Raw genomic sequence first — 17,823 nt, 5'->3', positions numbered from 1 at the left:
TACAGATTTTTATTATCTTTTGATAAAATTTAACTGTAGACTATCAGGGCCTACTCTACTGCTCAATGTTTAGATGAAATTTTTTCTGGCAAAATAAGAATACAACTTTTTGGAAGAAGCCCGTGTCTTGTGTTAAAGCACCTATTTTTATACAACCATAAAAAACTTGACCTTATGAGAAAGCTACTTTTGGTTCTCCTCTTTGTTCCTTTATGTATTGCTTGTGAAAAAGAAGAAGAACCTGGAGAGGATATTCTGCCGCAATATCATTTCATAAATTTTGTGGATGAGTCCGGACAAAATTTATTTGAAACAAATCAAATCTCCACTTCAGAATTTAAATATGGTTTCAGCTACGGGATGAGGTCATGGGAGGAGTTAATGGCTGAAAAAGAAAGTCATGTTTCATATGTAGAACAAACCGGACTTATGCCCGATGAACTTTCTGAAGTCCTTGAAAATAATGAATACCTGATTGTAGATGAGTTTCAGGGTGAGAGAGACAAAATGATTTCTATTGATGGTGTAGAATATACTTTTAGGCTTTCTCCTCTTAAAGAAGGCTTTTTTCAAAACGGAAGTTCGTTACAATATTCAACGGATACTTATGATAAATACGCACTTTATGTGCATCACATTATACTAGAGGAATACTAAACTGGAGGTAATTCTTTTAATTTTAGTGCAGGAAATAAATTAACACTAAGCACAATCGTGTAGACGGCCGGTGAACTTGTAGGTCCACCGGAGCGCCTCACACACCACCGTACGTACGGGTCTCGTATACGTCGGTTCATTGAATCTGAGGGTGCGTTTTCAGGTAGTAAGAAAGCATAGATTCGTAACCTTTCCTCCTGAGTCTGGATGGGGTAACAGTCGTAAAAAGTATAGGGCTCTGAGCTACCGCCCATCCTCCCATTCTCGTCCGACTAAAGGCGTAAGCAAGCCCCTTTTCCAGTCCTAATCGTATTAAGTTTTTACGTTTTCTCTCGGGCTTTTTCCAATCGTGCCAGATGCAGTATCTTAGTCGGGCTCTTTGCCACTTGTCGAGGGTTTGGAGTTTTAAATGAATACTCGCTAAGCGGTAGTTGTTCACCCATCCTTTCCACACCTCTGCAAGCTTTCGTAGCCGTTCTTTGAGGTCCTCCCAAATTTAGGGCCACTGTAAAATCAAGAAATCGGGCTTAAGTTCAGTCGTTGAACCGCCTCTTCGGGTGTTAAATCCCCCAACGAGCTATGGGGTCTGAAGCAATTATATTCCTGCCTCCATGCCTCTACTTTTTCCTGCGCATCTTCCAGTGATAAGAACCAGTTCACATTCAGACACTCATCCCGGAAGCTTCCATTGAAAGATTCAATATAAGGATTATCTGTGGGTTTTCCTGGTCGGGAGAAATCTAAAGTGACTCTGTTGTCATAGGCCCATTTATCCAGCGCTTTTGAAATAAATTCACTACCATTATCCACCTGAATACGCTGCGGAACAGCGCCAGTACCCTGCTTAACCTGCTCCATAACTTCTACCACATCTATGCCTTTGATGGACTGGCCTACCTGAATTGCCAGGCATTTCCGACTAAAATTATCAACTACAGTTAAGGACCTGAACTTCCTGCCATCAAAGAGCCGGGCGTCGCTACGCTGATCGGCCACAAAATCCATACTCCAGCACTGGTTTATATTAGAGAGCTGTGGGCGGTCCAATCGTTGAGCCGCCATTCTGTTTCTCCTAGGCCTCTTACTGCGTAAATTCAGTCCTTCTTCTTTGTATATGCGATAAACACGCTTATGATTGTCTGGCCAGCCTTCCCTCCTTAGCAAGGTAAAAATGCGCCAGTAGCCGTATCGGATCCGTACCTGAGCTATCTCGTGCATTCGTTTTCTTATTACTGAAGAGTCACGTGCCTTGGATGCATAGTACCACAGGGACCGATGTAACAAGATTACTGCACAGGCCCTTCTGATTGGGATACCATAGTCGTTGATTAAGCTTTTGGCCAGGCCCCTCAAAAGGCCTGGCCTTAAAGCTTTTTTTTCAAAACATCCTGAAGCATTTGCTTATCAAGGCTCAGGTCAGCCACCAACTTCTTCAGTTGATAATTTTCTTCCGCCCGGCGGCCCGGTTCCAGCTGCCGAAGCTTGCGCAGTTCTGACACCCCCAAACCTCCATACTTTTTCTTCCAGCGGTCCGCCGCTGCGGTTGTAAAAAGTAGCTTCGCTAATTCCCATCTTCCTACATACTTCCTCCACCCGGGTTCCTGTCTCGGATTGCTTAATGGCAAATATGATTTGGGCCTCTGTAAATTTTGACTTTTTCATGGCAATCTCCTTTTGTTTAAGTTAGTAAAATTGCCCGATTTCCCTACTTTACATTGGTCCAATTTATTGGGGGGAGGTCAACAAAGTAAGAAGTGTACTAATTCATTGCATAAGATAGTAAAAGACGAGGGGAGTGTTGCTCTCACGAAACGGTAGAGTTGCTGGCTTTCTCCGTCATCAGTATTTGTGCCTGCACTATTGGAAAAGTTAACCTACAAGTTGATTTTTAATTGAGCGTAAGCAGATCCTTAAAAGGAAACACCCTCTCTTTCATCCGGAATTTATGCCTGGCCCATTTCTTTTGGCAGAACCTCATCAATAATTTTGCATCATCGATGTGATAAAAAAGTTCCCCCTGGTCACGCCTGGCCAGCTCATGAAATGTATCGCAGAAATCCATAAATAAAGCAGCTTCTGCTGTCTGCCACATATAAACCTCTAATGGCTTCCAAACATCAGGCTCAGAAAATGCACATTGATATTCGATTGTATAGAAACTAATTCCAAGCATGCTTCCGGAGGTCGGTCTGTAATACTAATAATAAAGAATACGATTAAGTAGAATGTGTGAATTCTGGCAAGAATGAGCTTTAAAAATAGTTTATTTACCATTAACCAAAAGCAATCGTTTCTTGGAGCGGTGGTTTTTCTGTGTAAGAAAGAGTGATATTATAAATTTGGGGAGCCAGCCCTGCATCCCGGTGCCTAAAGTGGGCGCTTTTATAGCTGCTCTCTCTATCCTTTGAAGGCTTCCTTTAAAACCAGTTTTACCTTTTCGGTGGTGAGGGGCTTTTTGAGAACATTTGCTACTTTATAGCTTTTAGCCAATTCTATATCCGCGGCTTGGTTACCGGAGGTCAGCAGCACGACATAGAATTCCTGCCGCCAGTCCTTATTGTGCTTTTCTAATGCTCTGAGAAATTCCAGTCCATTCATCATGGGCATGTAAAGGTCCAGAAAAACTAAAGAAGCCTGTGGAGAAGGCATACCTTTCGCATTGGCGGTACCATCCCCGATCAGCGACAATGCTTCCTGCCCGTCATAGGCTATTTGGATGCTTTCTGCAAGGTCCATCCCTTCCAGCAGGAGCTTGTTGAAATGATTGGTTGTCCGATCATCATCTACCAGCAGGATGCTATTCAATTTCCCAGGCATTCAGTTAAAAAATTAAAATCATTAAAAAAGGATTTGAGCTGCTCAGCTCATCATTTACTGATAGTCAACATACAAAACAATAAAACAGCTTAACCTCAATGTTTTTATTGGTTCCTTTTACGTTCCCCAGGAGGAATGGTTGGTAAATGGAAAACAATAAATTATTGAAGAGCAATCTATAAATTGGAAAGCTAATTAAAAAGAGAGGCCATAAAAAAAGTAGATGAAATAAACGTGCCTGCCTTTTTTCTTTAGCAGTTCACCTGGAATAAAGATGGTGTCCTCAGCAGCAGAAAGAGCCAGTTGGATGGTGTTTATAGTAAAAGGTTGTAGAGGTGAGAGAAACTTAAAACAGCCTGTTGAACTCTAATGCTCAACAGGCTTAAAGATGTAAGAAGAGGATTAATCTTTTCTGATTCTCAGGAACAAGTTGATTCCTAAGGGCTCTGTATCTATCCTTACCTGTCCCGGAAGGGCTCCGGCTTCCAGGGCGAGCAGCTTTAGTTCACCAGGGCTCCTGTGCTGCAGGTGCCAGTCCCCGAATATTTCCATATAGGCTCTGCTGGGGTTGTCGTTAGAGAAGTTCCCAACAATTACTTCACCTCCAGGAGCTGCCCATTTGATGAGCTTCCGCAGCACTCTGACAAAGGTTTTGTTGTCGAAATAATCGAAAAGCCCGGCGGACCATACCACTTCATACTGATCCTCAGTATCGAAGCGGAATATATTCTCATTAATAAAAGAGATCTGCTGCAGGTAACGATCACATACTTTTTGCGCATGGCTGATGGCCCTTTTGTCATATTCTATGCAGGTAGACTGCAGGCTGTCGGGTTGAAGATGATGGTAAAGCTGGCAGAGATCCCTTGCAGGGCCGCTGGCTACATTCAGCAGACGGAGCCTTTCGGGGCCCCTGAGCTTCTGCTGCATCATCTTCAGAAAAAAGTCCTTGCGGTTCCGGACTGCTTCAGCAGCAAGATGATTAACGGAGAAATCATCCCACTTCCTGAATTCCTCAGATACCTCTTTCAAATAAATGCGGTCGATAATGGAATAGTCGCCGGCGTAGCCAAAAGGCTTTTGCCGGATATGCCCCATAATGGAAGAGGCTGTTTTCAGGAAAGAGCATCTTTCAATAATCTCCTGCAGTTCTGCTGCATCCATCTCCTTTTTTTGCAGAAGAACCGGCAATTGCTTAAGCACCTGGTTTAACTCATCATATTCTTCCGGCTCTGGTCCTCCTTTTAAAAGTAGTTGATCGAAGAGGACAAATATTTCTTCTTTAGAAAGAGTGGTAGTCGCTTGTGATAAAGATGTACGCATATATCTTCAGTTAGATTTAACTATGGTTTCTGAATTCCTCCCGGTCCGTTGTGGACGAAAGAAGGAGGTCTGGTTTAAAGGTGGCAGCAGATTACGCCAGCACTGGCTTTCTGTCTTTTTTTGTGGAAAGCATCCGGGGCTCAGGAAAGCGCCGGGAAGTCATTTCCACATCAATGGAAAACTGCTTTTTGAGCAGGCGTTCATTATAAATGAAGTTCCCCAGCAAACTAGCTACCCCTTCCAGGTATTCATGCTGGTAATCTTCCAGTAGCTTGAAAGATGCCACCTCCATGATTCCTTCTACTTTATCGTTAAACATGAGCGGGATAAGGATAAGTGAGGTAGGCGTCGCTTCTCCGAGTCCAGAGGTGATATAGGTATATCCTTGAGGAATATCGGTTAAATAGATGGGCTCCTTCTCAAAATAACACTGGCCGATGAGCCCTTCTCCAGGTTTAAGGCTTTGGGCAACAAACTTTTTGCGGTCATAGGCATAGCATGACTTTAGCTCTATAAACTTTCGCTCCTCCTGCTCTTCTACCTGATAGAAAGACCCCTGGTTGGCGCCCAGGCTTTTTACTACCCTGCTGATAATACGGTCAAATATTTCCTGTTCATCTTTCTGATAGCGCACAATGTCGCCCAGCTCCTGAATGCTCTGGCTGATCCAGCGGCGCTTTTTTTCCTGAGCCTGTGCTTCCTCTACCTGCCGGATGTACTCCTTCATCTTCTCACGGTCTTTCTCCATTTTCTGATTTTTTTCCTCCATTTGAGTAAGTAGCTGCCGGTTTTTTTTCTGGGTACGTTGCTGCATACCCCTGGCAAGGGCCGTAATGCTGATGGTGCCGAAAACGGAAATGAGTAAGCCGAAATCGGTGCCTATTCCCAGGTGATAAATACTGTTATCCATCCCTGAAGTATTTTGCCCTGGCAGGTAAATGCTGCACAGGATAAGCGCAACATTCACAAGGTTTACCAATATTAAGCCTGTCTTTTCATGGAAGCGGAACATCATCCATGGAACGGTGAGCATACCAGTTTGTATAAGTAATACGGCTACCATCATCTTCTGGTCGGGTAACTTGATGGCGATCTGGAGAATGGCCAGGTATAAACTGGGAGCGATACTAAGGATATAACGGGAACTGAAAAAATAGCCTCCCGCATTCAAGAGCAGGCAGGAGGCATTAATAAAAGTAAAAAGCCAGCTTATCAGCACCAGTTCGGCGGAAAGGTTATAGCTAAGAAGGGTGCAGCCAAGCGAAGCTCCTACAATCAACAGGCTAATCCAGTTTGAAAAAGAAATAGCGCTGTTTACTTCTTCGTCCAGCGCTGATTGCCTTCCTAAGTTTGAAATAAATTTCATGAAACAAGTTTGGTTGGTTAAGGAAAAAGTTTTGGATACCGGGGCATATACGGCGGTAGTAAGTGAGTAGTTTTATTACCTCCGGGCAGTATATGTAAGGAAAAAATAAAATATAGAAAGTAAATAAATGAGAGTACATCGCTCTTACTGGGTGCCTAATAAATTGTCTAGTAATAGCTTTTGTAACACCTATATATTGTTAGTCAACATTTGAAGGGAGATATATGATGGGTGATAGTAGGGTAACACTGTGTAATAAAAGAATTCTTTATTCGTAAAAATCAGCTCATTTTGAACAATATTTTAAAATCAAGTCCTTTGTAGCTTTTAAGCAAAAGGAGTAGATATTTGCTGATGGCTTTTCTGAACGGTTTGAAGATATGGCAAAAAGCCAGGAGGGCAACAAAACAGGAAGGCGGACCACCTTTACTACTCTTTAGATAGTCTGAGTTTCTTTTGCCAAAAGAAAACTGTTTCAGATTCACCAAAATAATTTTTTAGCACATTATTCTAAACTCTTATCATCTTCTTCCGTATGGATACCTAAGCAACTATTTTTTAAGCTACCAAAGAATTTTTTAGACTGAATACATTTTAACCTCACGAAGCCCAACAGGATGTAAAAATTTTGTTGGGCTTTTTTATTGTCAGCTGCATTGAGGCATTCTTTGCCTGTTTTACTTACAGAATTTAATAGGATAAAATATACCTAATTAAAAGTGTATCATTGCAGTGCAATTTATTGTTCTTTTAGAGAAGCAGAATATGGTTTTAGACCCCTTTGGCATTAATAGCACCTTAACATGAAATGATATGTCAAAATTCAAATATTTGGATGATGAAAATCAGATTGATTGCATATTATTGGTTGATGATGATCCCATCACGAATTATCTTAATGAAGCAATCATTTCAGAAATGAAACTCTGTAATGATATTGAGAAAACTGAAAATGTAGAAGAAGCACTTTCATTTATCGAAAATTGCTATATACCAAAAGACCATCCAAAGTCTCTTTTAATTCTCTTAGATATCAATATGCCTTTTTGGGATGGGTTTGAGTTTTTAGATGAACTTAATTCCCGCACGGAATTACCCATTCATAAAATTGATGTCATTATCCTTTCTTCATCTATTCATCGGTTAGATACTGCAAAAGCAAAGGAGTATAAAATCCTTGATTATATAGTCAAACCGTTAACTCCTGAAAAGCTTCAGGCAGCCTTATTTCGAAATAAATAAAAATTGTTTCTGTAATGGGAAACTAAATAGTTTTCCATCCCGTAAAAGAGCAAAATTCATCTTTACCAGGTCCAGAGAGAAACTTTAAATTCCGGTACAGCCATTTTATCCGGTTCCCCTTGGTTTTTGAATGGCAGGTCAGCAGGCTTTACCACCAAGAGACATCATTCTATAATTATAGCTTTTGAATGTATGTAGGGGGTTGAACCGGGAGTGAATGAATTTTTTTTGTTTTTCATCCAGTAAGCGCCTGCCGCTTTACCAATTTTTAATAAGCAGTTAAACAGCTCGAGCATTTCAAAATACCACTTATTTTTTTCAACCTAAATTTAACCTTCAATGAAAAAACTTTTACTGATTCTGCCGTTCTTTTTTGCCTTCTGCTCATGTGATGTAAATGAAAGTCCAAATGCCGAGTTTTATAAAAAGGCATTGGGCAGCGCTCAAATTGCAAAGCCGGAAGTATCCGAAGAGGTTATATCAGATATCCTGCAACAAATACCCTCCCCTCTGGAAACCTCGGTTTTGATTAAGCAGACGGGCAGCAGTTATGGTAGTTCTATGCTCCATGATCCGAAGAAAATCACAGCCTATAACACCAGTTATGAAATGGCTATCAACCTGGGGATTTACGGCACCGACCTTGGTTATACAAAAATTTATGACCAGAACCAGGATGCCATCTTTTATTATAATGCCATAAAAGGTTTAGCCGATGAATTGAGCCTTAGCCAGTATTTTGATTTTACCACCATCAAGCGTTTAGCTCTCAACAGTAACCGCATGGATTCCCTGCTCTACCTGACGACCAGGAACTTTAATCAAATCAACACTTATCTTCAGGAGCAGAAACGCTCCAACCTCAGTCTCCTTGTTCTGACAGGCGGATGGCTGGAAGCCCTGCATATAGCCTGTCAGGTAGCGGAGGAGAACCCAGGCAATCAGGTGTTGGTCGAGCGGATTGGCGAGCAAAAAGCCATTATGGATAAAATCATGCTGTTGTTCAGTTTTTACAGCACAGACAATTCCAGTATGGCAAAATATCAGGAAGAGCTACAGCCTCTTGCTGATGCCTTTTCCAAAGTTGAAATGACCTACACCTATGCTAAACCTACTTTCAATGAAGTGGGAGATTATCTGGTGGTGGAAGATAACAGTACCAGCACTGTGAAAATTTCACCCGAAAACCTGAATGAAATTACCTTTCTCACCCAATCCATCAGAAACAATATTATTAACTGATAAGGATAAAATCTACCCTTGATTCAAATATGAAAACGCTAGAAATTTCCGCCAAGGATGCGAGCCCGTTTATCAGGTTTGACCCTTATGGAAAGTTACAAATAAAAGGTAAATCCTTTGGCGAGGATATTATTTATCAATATTCAGTTTTGATGAATAAGATTCAGGAATTTGCAGCATCTGGAAAGAAAAGCCTGGAGGTGTATATTTATCTTAAGTACTTTAACACAGTTTCCTTAAGATGTTTATTCGACCTTGTAACTGCAATAAAAGGTCTTCAAGAAAAAGCTGGAGTAAAGGTAAGAATGGAATGGAATTATATTGAAGGCGATGATTCCATGAAGGAGGAGATTGAAGAGTTTAAAAATGAAATTGGACTTGATTTTCAGGTTCTCCCTGAAAAGGATTTTTTAGGTGGTGTAATGGGGGAATGTAATTGGAAATGTGTCAGCTGACCTTAAAGCACCACCAAATATCTCCTGAGGTAATTCCTACTTTCTTATATCCAAATCAAATTTTGATTTTATATTTGAGACTTATTTTTTCTATATATTATTTTTTTAAGATGTTTAGGGGTAGATAAAATAAAAAGGCTGGCGGAGATAAAATTTCTCTGTTAGTCTTTTATAGCTACAGCACTACTGCTCTTCCTTTTAGAAGGGGAAAAATATGGTGCGCACCATTGTAATAAAAAATGTTTTCGGCCGTAGAACGACCAACTACAATAATTTATCTTCTTTTATATTTCCGTGGAAGAGTCCAATATTCAAAAAGAACAAGCTGAAGAAAAAGCTTTGTTAATTCTCCCAAATCTGAATTTAACGATAGGGAGGAGTTAAATAACGAATTAAGAGAAGTTATTAGTAAAATAACGGGAAGGAACAAGTTTAGAAATAAAAATACCGAACCTAATGCGGAGTAGCTCCATCTAAAACCCATTATAGAGCAAATAAGTTAGAACAAAGGCAAAACGAGGAAATAAAGAATTCATTAAGTTATTCTTTTTCCGTTACACAAAAATGGCCTATATTCCGATACAGAAAGTTTTTTACAAGGATAAAATACTGTGGTTGAGCATTTAAATTTATTTATTGTTGATTGAGCTACAAAAAGGGACCAATATTTTAAAAAAGCTTTTAAGGATTTATATGTTTTCCTTCCAGTGGTTTCTTTGTGACTGATGGTGTTGTGCGCATCCGAACCATAATTATAGTGGCAGAAAGAAGGGTGAGCAAACCGATAACCAGCACAGGAACACGCATTCCCAGCATGTCTGCTAAAAAGCCGGTTAAAATAGCACCAATGGCATAGCCTAAGTCTCGCCAGAAACGAAAAATACCCAGGCTGCCTGCCCGGTCCATGGGATGTGTAAATCCAGCAATGGTGGCAAGAAAGGTCGGGTACACCAAAGCGGTTCCCAGCCCTAAGGCAATGGCAAGAGCTATGTATTGTGCAAAGGTATCGGCAAAGAGCAGCAGGAGAATGGTCACGCCCTGGAGAAACATACCTCCATAAAGCATCCGTTTCTTATTGGAATGGTCGACCATATTGCCGGTAAAAAGCTGACCAAGTCCCCACACGGCAGGGTAGGCCGCTGTTATCCATCCTACCTGCTCCAGGCTAAAGCCTTTGGTTGTTAATATCAAAGGCAGGAGTCCCCACATCATTCCATCATTTAAATTATTTACCAGGCCTGCCTGTGTAACAGAGCCAAGGTTACGGTCTTTCCAGCTGGTTTCCCTGAATACACTTTTAAGCCTGCTCATAGGACTACTGGTGGATTCCTGCCGAACGTGTTGTTGCGTCTCTTTTACAAGCAACAGACTGGCAAAAAAGCCGATAAATGCCAGGCCGATTCCCAGATAAAAAGGATAAGGACGTAACCCATATTCTGCCGCAATGTAGCCTGTTAGAAAAGCAACTAATGCAACAGAGAGGTAACCGGCAAATTCATTCAGGCCCATGGCAAGACCACGCTGCTTCTCACCCACGATATCAATCTTCATCACCACCGTACTGCTCCAAGCAAGCCCCTGATTGATACCGAGTAAGATATTGGCGAAAATAATCCAGCTCCAGCTTCCTGCATACATGAGGATGAATGGCACGGGAATACCGAAAATCCATCCCCATACCAGCAGCTTTTTCCTTCCCAGCTTATTTGCCAGGTTTCCTGTAAAATAATTGGAAGCTGCTTTAAAAACACCAAATACAATAATAAAGGAAAGAATAGCCGTTTTAGCTTCAATATGGAATTCCACTTCAGCCAGCTGTGGCAGAATACTCCGCTCCAGGCCGACCATGCCTCCTACAAAGCCATTAATGATGACAAGCAGCAAAAACTGACGCCAGTTTTCTTTTAACCCCAGTCTGACCGTTGAGCTTTCTTCTGATTTATTTATGACCATCCGCTTTTTTGTATTCATTGAGGCAAAATTAACCTTGCTTATCAGGGATTTCAGTGACTTTGGTTACAAAAGGATTAAACAGGGCAGAGGTGGATATATTTTGTTTCTTTATTCCCTACCAAAAAATAGAACATTATTTGGTAGGGAATAAAGCTGAAGGTTCCTTGACTTTAAAAAAGAAGAGGAACCATTTCTGGCTCCCCTGCTGCATACTGGTATTTTAAACTCTTACTTGTCCTGCACCGGATAGTCTTTATTAATCCAGTCTACCTGCAGGTTTTTTTGAAGTTCTAAGAGTTTGTGATTGGTAAAATCCATCTCGTTGAGGAGGCTAAATGCCGGACGGATGTTCGGGCACATATGCATGGGGCAGCAGCCACAGTACAGCACAATTTCCTTATCGCGAGGTATATCTTCCAAAGCCCCTTTTAGTTTCGCCAGGTTTTCCGGCTCATCGGCTGAGCCAAAGGTCTGCACCCCTTTTATGCCTTCCCCTTTATCCAGGCCATACATACCTTCAGGATTCACCCCTATTATAAGTGGTGCTTCTTTTTCTTTGTTTTGGATGATTTCGGCCAGTACTGCCGGCTTTATTAGCTGCCCTCGCTTCCAGGGCTCCTGACCATAGGCCTTCCCTTGTATAAAAGACAGGCTGCTAAGGAGAAATAAAACCAGCGGGGTTAATCTAATCTTGTTCATCTTAAATATTCAGAGTTTTAAAATTCTGTGTAAGCCAATTTAGCACTTTCTGTATTAAGAAAAATGACATTAATGAGGGAGTTTGCTTCTGAGTAATCCATAGGTGAAAGTGCCCAGCAGTGCGCTTGCCAGCACAACCAGAATTACACTGTAACCATTCCCAAGGAGGGTATAAATAGGGCCGGGACAGGCTCCGGCCATGGCCCAGCCTAAACCGAAAATGGTGCCACCAATAAGGTAACGCGGAATACTCATGTTCTTAGTTGTGAAGGTAATAGGAGTACCTTCCGTACTTTTTACGCTAAACTTTTTAATCAGGGCCACACTAATAACTCCTAAAACAACGGCGGAGCCAATGATGCCATACATATGAAAGGCATCGAATCGGAACATCTCATAAATCCGGTACCAGGAAATGGCTTGCGACTTAGTCATGATGATGCCAAACAGCACACCAATGGATAAATAGCTTATATATTTCTTCATGGAATAAACAGCTTAAAGGGTTAAAATAAGAGGTAAAAGAAGATAAGTCATGATAAGGCCTCCAATAAAGAAGCCGATGACGGCAATGAGGGAGGGGAGCTGTAGATTGCTCAACCCGCTTATGGCATGGCCGCTGGTACATCCGCCGGCATAGCGGGCACCAAAACCTATCAGGAAGCCCCCCACCACCAGCATGATAAAGCCCCGAAGCGTAAAAAGTCCTTCCCAGCTAAATATCTCATCCGGCAGGTACTCTTCTCCGGGATTCTCTATGCCCAGGGCCTGTAGCTTTTCTACGGTTGCCTGGGCAAGCGGAATGGGATCGGGCTGTTGCAGCCAGCTGGCCGCGATAAAGCCCCCGATAATGGCTCCCATTACAAATACAAGGTTCCAGGCCTGACTTCTCCAGTCGAAATCGAAGAAATCGCTTACTTTTCCTGCCCCACCAATGGCACAGGTGGTTCTTAAGGTATCTGAAACGCCAAAACTTTTTCCGGCCAACAACAGTAAAACCATTGTTAAAGTAATTAGCGGCCCTGCCACATACCAAGGCCATGGCTGACTCAAAAATTCTATCATTATTGTTTTTAAGGTTTAGATTTGTTCTCAGGAGGTGCCAGTTAAACTTTAAAGGTAAGCACCGGGTGATACACATGATTGACCAGGGCAGCAGAAATCTCTTTTCGGAACAGCCCTGCAATTCGTTCCGGCTCCACACCCAGGCTAATCATATCCATGCCGGCATCTTCTGTAAAATGCAGAATTCCTTCCTCCACTTCTTTTGCTGCATAAATATGGTACTCAACATTTTGTAGCTGATTTTGCCCGGCAAATTCCTGCATGGCGGCCTTGAGCTGGCGGGTAGTTTTAAAATCGCCGGGGGTAATAATCCGTAACAGGTGAATGGTAGCACCAAAAGCCTGCTGCAGTTCCTTTAGGGAATTTATTTACCTGGAAGATGCTTTCTCAAACCGGCTTGCCAACACAATATTTTTAATTTCTAAATCGGAACGGTCGCATTTCAAAGAAAGGACGGGGACGGAAGATTCCCGAACGAGCTGTTCGGTGACGGAGTCTGCAATAAGCTCCCGGAGACCATGAAGGCCATGCGTGCCCATTACTACCAGGTCTGGCTGCTCCTTTTTTATACAATGCAGCACCTGCTCTGTAAGCTTTCCGGTTCTCACCACTGTCTTTACGGGAATCTGATATTTTTCAGCCCAGCCTTCAATAGCCGTTTTACTTTCATCCATATCCTTCCGGATGCTTTCCATGTCATAATCGCCCGAATCTATGAGCTGGCCATCTTTAGTGAAGAGGGCATCTGCAGCGGTTTGTGTCACTTTTAAGGCAAAAATTTCTGCCCCGCTTTGGCGGGTAAATTTATGTGCCAGTGTTAAGGCATAACCAGATAATTCGGAGTAGTCAGTAGGATCTAATATCTCTTTCATCTCATTTTTTATACAAAAGTACAACGTGCATGGCCGCTATACAGTGACTTTTATCACATGGGAAAAGGGATTACTTCAGGCTGCGCAGAAAGCTTCTGAACTCTTCGGTATCATATTCGGCCATACCTTTATGAGTAAGCGCCAGATTGCCCCCGGAGTCGACTACAAAGGTGGTGGGTATGCTCTGGCTTCGATACATGCCTGGAAGCGATCCATTGAGCTGGTGTACCTCAAAGTTAAAGCCTTTCTTTTCCTGAAAACGTATAGCCTTTTCAAACTTATCGTCAAGGGATACCATTAGAAACACCACATCCTCCCCCTTTACATCCTGATAAAGATTATTGATGCCTGGCATTTCGGCTACGCAGGGAGGGCACCAGGTAGCCCAGAAGTTGATGAAAATTACTTTGCCTCTAAACTCTTCCATATTTACCTTTTCGCCTGCAGCATTTCGGAGCTGCAGCTTGAAATCGGCCGGGAGATGCTTTCCGGCGGGACTTTCTTTCTTAACCTCTTCAGTGTTTGGGCTGAATAAGCCCGTTTGCAGCATGCCTCTTTGGAGAAAGCCAATCAAATCGGTATGCAGGCCGCTTACATACAGCGTTAAAGCAATGGCTGCTAAAATGCCGTATTCTATCAGACTTCTTTTTGTCTTTTTGTTCATTCGATTCTATGCTTAAAGCTTCTGGATTAAAAGAAACTGCCTGCTGGTTTACAGAACAGGCAGTTTTAAAGAGTATGGCAGCCCTCCTTAAATTCTCAAATTGGTTCAGCGCTGAGCTTCGTAGGGCCAGCGACTGATGCCACCGCTCAGGTTGTAAAGTTTGCCAAAGTCTTTACCGGACATTATTTCACAGGCCTGCGCACTTCTGGCTCCACTGCGGCAGTATACCATGTAGGGTTTGTCTTTAGGGAGCTTACTGATTTTGTCGGCAAATTTGCTGTCCATTATATCGATATTACTGGCTCCGAGGATTATTCCCTGTGCCAGCTCGCCGGCTGTTCTAACATCCAGGATTTCCATATTCGGATTTTCCTCTATCATGTTTTTAAACTCTTCGGCCTTGATATTCTCATAATTCATGGTCTTGTTCCTTTTAAATAAATAAAACATGGTCTTTTTTTGATACTGTTTATGCAAAGGTAGGGGAGTAACAGGCCTTTTTCAGTGATAAAAGTCACCGGCCAGAAATACTCAAAACCTACTTTTATCTTGTGAAGCTTGACAATATTTTCAGTTGAGTAGGCTCAAGCTCATTAAAGTTTTTTTGAAATACAGCCTCTGGCAGTAAGTTCATTTGTCTCTGCCAAAAGCTGTTAAATGAAAACAGCAGGGTATTTACCGCCCCTGCTGCTCCTGAATAGGACTTACTGAAAACTACTTTTTCAGCTCATTAATGGCTTCGCTCATGTCCAGCACTTTTACTGGTAGGGTACTCTCCAGTATACTGCTGCCGGCGGCTGAGCGGTAACCCCCGGCACAATGTACCACAACAGGTTTATGAGAAGGGATTTCCCCTGCTCTTTCACGTAATTCCGGCAGGGGTATGTTTATGGCTCCATCGAAGAAGCTACCTGCCTTGGTTTCGCTGGTGTTCCGAATGTCGACAATGGTAAAGTCCTGCTGATGCTTTACAAAGGCTTCTTTGTCGAAGGTCGGGCTGCTTTCTCCTGCCTCCTGCTCGTATACAAAAGCCCCGGCAATATTGAGTTCATAGCCAATTTTGGCTGCCTTTTCAATCAGTTCCTGTAAGGCTTCTTCGGAACCGGCTATGAGGTAATACTTCTCTTCCGGCCCTACTATACTGCCCAGCCAAGTTTCGAACTTACCGCCATTCTGGATATTGATGGCTCCTTTAAGGTGTCCTCTTTTGAACTGTTCCTGCGGGCGGCCATCCACTATTACACTCCCGGCTTCAGGGCTAAAGTTTTTCTCTAACTTCTTCACCTCTTTCAGGGAAGGCTGGTAAGACGGTGCACCCTGCTTATTCAGTGCAACATCATAGCCAAAGTACTTAGGAATAAAGGGCTGTTCTTCCAGCAATACCTTTACAAATTCATCTTCACTCATTGGCTGGAGCGCATAGTTGCCAAGTTTTTCTGCTCCAATGGTACTGCTTTGGGCATCGCTCAGAGCTTTGCCGCAAAGGGAACCCGAGCCGTGGGCAGGGTATACTATCACCTCATCGTTCAGCACCATAAGCTTTTCGCGGGTGCTGTGGTACATCTGGCGGGCCAGTTCTTCCCGTTTGGCCGTCATGTTGCCGGCTTTCTCCCGTAAATCAGGACGGCCAACATCGCCGATAAATAAGGTGTCGCCGGTAAATACGGCTATATCTTTTTCACCTTCTTCGGCCAGAATGCTAATGCTACCGGGCGAGTGGCCGGGTGTATGAAGGGCTTTGAGTTTTATTTCTCCCAGCTCTATCACATCGCCTTCATCAAAAGCCTGGTGGGGGTAATCGGCCCCTACCATTTTGCTGACGTAAATGGTAGCTTCGGTGGCTTCATGAATTTCCAGGTGGGAGCTCACAAAGTCGGCATGTGGGTGGGTCTCAATTACACCGGTTATTTTGGCACCATTCGCCAGTGCATACTCATAATAGGGCTGCGGGTTTCGGGCAGGGTCTACCAAAACAATTTCTTTTTTCTCCTCACTAAGAATGGCATAGGAGAAATGTGCCAGTCCTTTGTCTTCAAATTGTTGAATTTTCATATCGTTAGTTTTTATATTTTTCAAATTGTAATACAAAGATATAAGGCTGCTGGCCCAATATCTGTGACTATTGTCACATGAGCCTCTTTTTAAAAAAAGAGCTCTTTTGTAAGAATAAACAGCCCCATCAGGAGGGCAAACCAGCCAAAGCCTTTCTTTAGCCTGCTGCCATCTATTTTGGTAGATAGCCAGCTCCCTACAAAAATACCGGCAAGCGATAGCAGCCCGAAGGCTGCCAGAAACCACCAGTCAATACTTCTATTGGCCACATCTCCTAAAAACCCGATAAGAGAATTGGCTGAAATTATAAGCAGAGAAGTTCCGATGGCAAGCTTCATAGGTGTTTTTGCCAGTACTACGAGGGCAGGCACTATTAGAAAGCCGCCACCCGCTCCAACAATTCCGATCACTACGCCCACCACGGCACCTTGAATAGCCAGCGGCAGGTAGCGAAAATCAGGTTCAGTAGTTCCACCTTCGCTGCTGTCCTTCTTTTTATTACGAATCATAGACCAGGAGGCGGCCAGCATAATAAGGGCAAAAAAGGCCATAATGGCGATGCTTTTTGTCAGTACGATGTCGCCTACATTCAGCACCGGGTCGGGTATGGCTGGTACAAGGTATTTGCGGGTAAGGAAAACAGCCAGGAAAGAAGGTATTCCATAAAAGATGGCCGCCCGGTAAGCCACCAGCCCCTTCTTCATAAAGCCAATGCTACCGGCCAGGGAGGTAGTACCTACTACAAAAAGGGAGTAGGCGGTTGCCAGCATCGGGTTGAGCCCGAAAAGATATACCATAATGGGAACGGTAAGGATAGAGCCTCCTCCGCCAGTCAGGCCTAAGGTAATACCCACCAGGGCTGCACCGATGTATCCAAGAATTATTGCGATATCCATTTTTTAGAGTTTAGGCTACAAAGCTAAGTGCCTCCGGCTGCCCCTTCAGTGACCTTTGTTACATTAATCACCTGGTGGAATAGTATGTCTGATATTTTTTAATATGCTGGAAGGCCGCCTGGAAACTTTTCAGTGGCATGAGGTAGAAAAGCTAAGAGGTGCAGGAATCTGTCTGTTGAATGAGCGGGAGCCTAAAGAATGGGAAGCCGGAGATAATAAGGGTGCTCAACATATTCCGTTCGATCAACTAAGGGAGCGACTGCAGGAGCTGCCGAGGAATGAGACATCAGTGTTTACTGCCATACAGGCTTATGGGGATATCTGGCCAGCCGGATTCTATTGGCAAATAGCTTTAGGTCCTGAACTTCGATGGCGGCTAAAAAAACATGGTCTACTGCTATAGGTAAAAAAACAGTATGAGCCTGTGGCAATATAAATATAAGAAAGCCTGAGAAAAAGAAGGAAGGCAGGCAGAAATGCAGGAGTGGGCGGAAGATTTTTTCTTCCGACCTTTTTATTT

At 43.0% G+C, this 17,823-nt stretch carries 20 protein-coding genes and 1 pseudogene; 5 read left to right on the top strand and 16 right to left on the bottom strand.

Going from position 1 to position 17,823, the window contains the following annotated elements; all coding sequences use genetic code 11:
• Window positions 1–174: 174 nt before the first annotated feature.
• A complete protein-coding gene (locus F752_RS0122440; RefSeq protein ID WP_017733994.1) occupies window positions 175–657 on the top strand; it encodes a hypothetical protein in 483 nt (160 codons plus the stop codon).
• A gap of 136 nt (window positions 658–793) precedes the next feature.
• On the opposite strand, the gene F752_RS25935 is transcribed toward F752_RS0122440, so the two are convergent.
• The 6 genes and pseudogenes from F752_RS25935 to F752_RS0122410 form a co-directional block, all read right to left on the bottom strand.
• Window positions 794–1,096: a hypothetical protein gene (locus tag F752_RS25935; RefSeq protein WP_236614061.1), complete on the bottom strand. Its 303-nt coding sequence runs from the start codon at window positions 1,094–1,096 to the stop codon at window positions 794–796.
• Window positions 1,097–1,170: 74 nt separating this feature from the next.
• Window positions 1,171–2,319, bottom strand: a pseudogene (locus F752_RS0122435) (IS3 family transposase).
• A gap of 226 nt (window positions 2,320–2,545) precedes the next feature.
• On the bottom strand, window positions 2,546–2,830 hold the full coding sequence (locus tag F752_RS0122425; protein WP_017733992.1) for a hypothetical protein: 285 nt from the start codon (window positions 2,828–2,830) through the stop codon (window positions 2,546–2,548).
• A gap of 224 nt (window positions 2,831–3,054) precedes the next feature.
• Complete coding sequence (locus tag F752_RS0122420; RefSeq protein WP_017733991.1) at window positions 3,055–3,474, bottom strand: response regulator; 420 nt, start codon at window positions 3,472–3,474, stop codon at window positions 3,055–3,057.
• Between the two features lie 402 nt (window positions 3,475–3,876).
• On the bottom strand, window positions 3,877–4,797 hold the full coding sequence (locus F752_RS0122415; protein ID WP_017733990.1) for a class I SAM-dependent methyltransferase: 921 nt from the start codon (window positions 4,795–4,797) through the stop codon (window positions 3,877–3,879).
• Between the two features lie 91 nt (window positions 4,798–4,888).
• Complete coding sequence (locus tag F752_RS0122410) at window positions 4,889–6,163, bottom strand: GAF domain-containing protein (RefSeq protein ID WP_017733989.1); 1,275 nt, start codon at window positions 6,161–6,163, stop codon at window positions 4,889–4,891.
• A gap of 813 nt (window positions 6,164–6,976) precedes the next feature.
• Between F752_RS0122410 and F752_RS0122400 the strand changes: the two genes are divergently transcribed.
• The 3 genes from F752_RS0122400 to F752_RS0122380 all read left to right on the top strand — a co-directional run bounded on the left by F752_RS0122400 (window position 6,977) and on the right by F752_RS0122380 (window position 9,102).
• Window positions 6,977–7,405 carry a response regulator gene (locus tag F752_RS0122400; RefSeq protein ID WP_017733987.1) on the top strand — a complete coding sequence of 143 codons (429 nt, stop codon included), beginning with the start codon at window positions 6,977–6,979 and terminating at the stop codon, window positions 7,403–7,405.
• Between the two features lie 339 nt (window positions 7,406–7,744).
• On the top strand, window positions 7,745–8,647 hold the full coding sequence (locus F752_RS0122385) for a hypothetical protein (protein WP_017733984.1): 903 nt from the start codon (window positions 7,745–7,747) through the stop codon (window positions 8,645–8,647).
• 29 nt (window positions 8,648–8,676) lie between these two features.
• A complete protein-coding gene (locus F752_RS0122380; protein ID WP_017733983.1) occupies window positions 8,677–9,102 on the top strand; it encodes a DUF1987 domain-containing protein in 426 nt (141 codons plus the stop codon).
• Window positions 9,103–9,783: 681 nt separating this feature from the next.
• Here F752_RS0122380 and F752_RS0122375 read toward each other — a convergent pair.
• The 10 genes from F752_RS0122375 to F752_RS0122330 all read right to left on the bottom strand — a co-directional run bounded on the left by F752_RS0122375 (window position 9,784) and on the right by F752_RS0122330 (window position 17,303).
• Window positions 9,784–11,073 carry an MFS transporter gene (locus tag F752_RS0122375; protein ID WP_017733982.1) on the bottom strand — a complete coding sequence of 430 codons (1,290 nt, stop codon included), beginning with the start codon at window positions 11,071–11,073 and terminating at the stop codon, window positions 9,784–9,786.
• Between the two features lie 210 nt (window positions 11,074–11,283).
• A complete protein-coding gene (locus F752_RS0122370; RefSeq protein ID WP_017733981.1) occupies window positions 11,284–11,754 on the bottom strand; it encodes a hypothetical protein in 471 nt (156 codons plus the stop codon).
• 69 nt (window positions 11,755–11,823) lie between these two features.
• On the bottom strand, window positions 11,824–12,240 hold the full coding sequence (locus tag F752_RS0122365) for a YeeE/YedE family protein (protein WP_017733980.1): 417 nt from the start codon (window positions 12,238–12,240) through the stop codon (window positions 11,824–11,826).
• Between the two features lie 12 nt (window positions 12,241–12,252).
• Complete coding sequence (locus F752_RS0122360) at window positions 12,253–12,819, bottom strand: YeeE/YedE family protein (RefSeq protein ID WP_017733979.1); 567 nt, start codon at window positions 12,817–12,819, stop codon at window positions 12,253–12,255.
• Window positions 12,820–12,860: 41 nt separating this feature from the next.
• Window positions 12,861–13,169 carry a universal stress protein gene (locus F752_RS0122355; RefSeq protein ID WP_262491837.1) on the bottom strand — a complete coding sequence of 103 codons (309 nt, stop codon included), beginning with the start codon at window positions 13,167–13,169 and terminating at the stop codon, window positions 12,861–12,863.
• An 18-nt stretch (window positions 13,170–13,187) separates the two neighbouring features.
• A complete protein-coding gene (locus F752_RS0122350) occupies window positions 13,188–13,691 on the bottom strand; it encodes a universal stress protein (protein WP_017733977.1) in 504 nt (167 codons plus the stop codon).
• Window positions 13,692–13,761: 70 nt separating this feature from the next.
• A complete protein-coding gene (locus tag F752_RS0122345; RefSeq protein WP_017733976.1) occupies window positions 13,762–14,355 on the bottom strand; it encodes a TlpA family protein disulfide reductase in 594 nt (197 codons plus the stop codon).
• 105 nt (window positions 14,356–14,460) lie between these two features.
• Window positions 14,461–14,775, bottom strand: coding sequence for a rhodanese-like domain-containing protein (locus tag F752_RS0122340; RefSeq protein ID WP_236614059.1), 315 nt, complete (start codon window positions 14,773–14,775; stop codon window positions 14,461–14,463).
• 294 nt (window positions 14,776–15,069) lie between these two features.
• Window positions 15,070–16,407, bottom strand: coding sequence for an MBL fold metallo-hydrolase (locus F752_RS0122335; RefSeq protein WP_017733974.1), 1,338 nt, complete (start codon window positions 16,405–16,407; stop codon window positions 15,070–15,072).
• 89 nt (window positions 16,408–16,496) lie between these two features.
• Entirely contained in the window at window positions 16,497–17,303 is an 807-nt protein-coding gene (locus F752_RS0122330) for a sulfite exporter TauE/SafE family protein (RefSeq protein WP_017733973.1), read from the bottom strand.
• Between the two features lie 103 nt (window positions 17,304–17,406).
• On the opposite strand from F752_RS0122330, the gene F752_RS26135 reads away from it, so the two are divergent.
• Complete coding sequence (locus tag F752_RS26135; protein WP_152425270.1) at window positions 17,407–17,706, top strand: rhodanese-like domain-containing protein; 300 nt, start codon at window positions 17,407–17,409, stop codon at window positions 17,704–17,706.
• Window positions 17,707–17,823 lie beyond the last annotated feature (117 nt).

This window comes from Nafulsella turpanensis ZLM-10, from assembly GCF_000346615.1.
In the GTDB taxonomy this organism is placed as follows: Bacteria; Bacteroidota; Bacteroidia; order Cytophagales; family Cyclobacteriaceae; genus Nafulsella; species Nafulsella turpanensis.
Note: the sequence above shows the minus strand (reverse complement) of the source record. Positions and strands in the feature narration are given on the sequence as shown.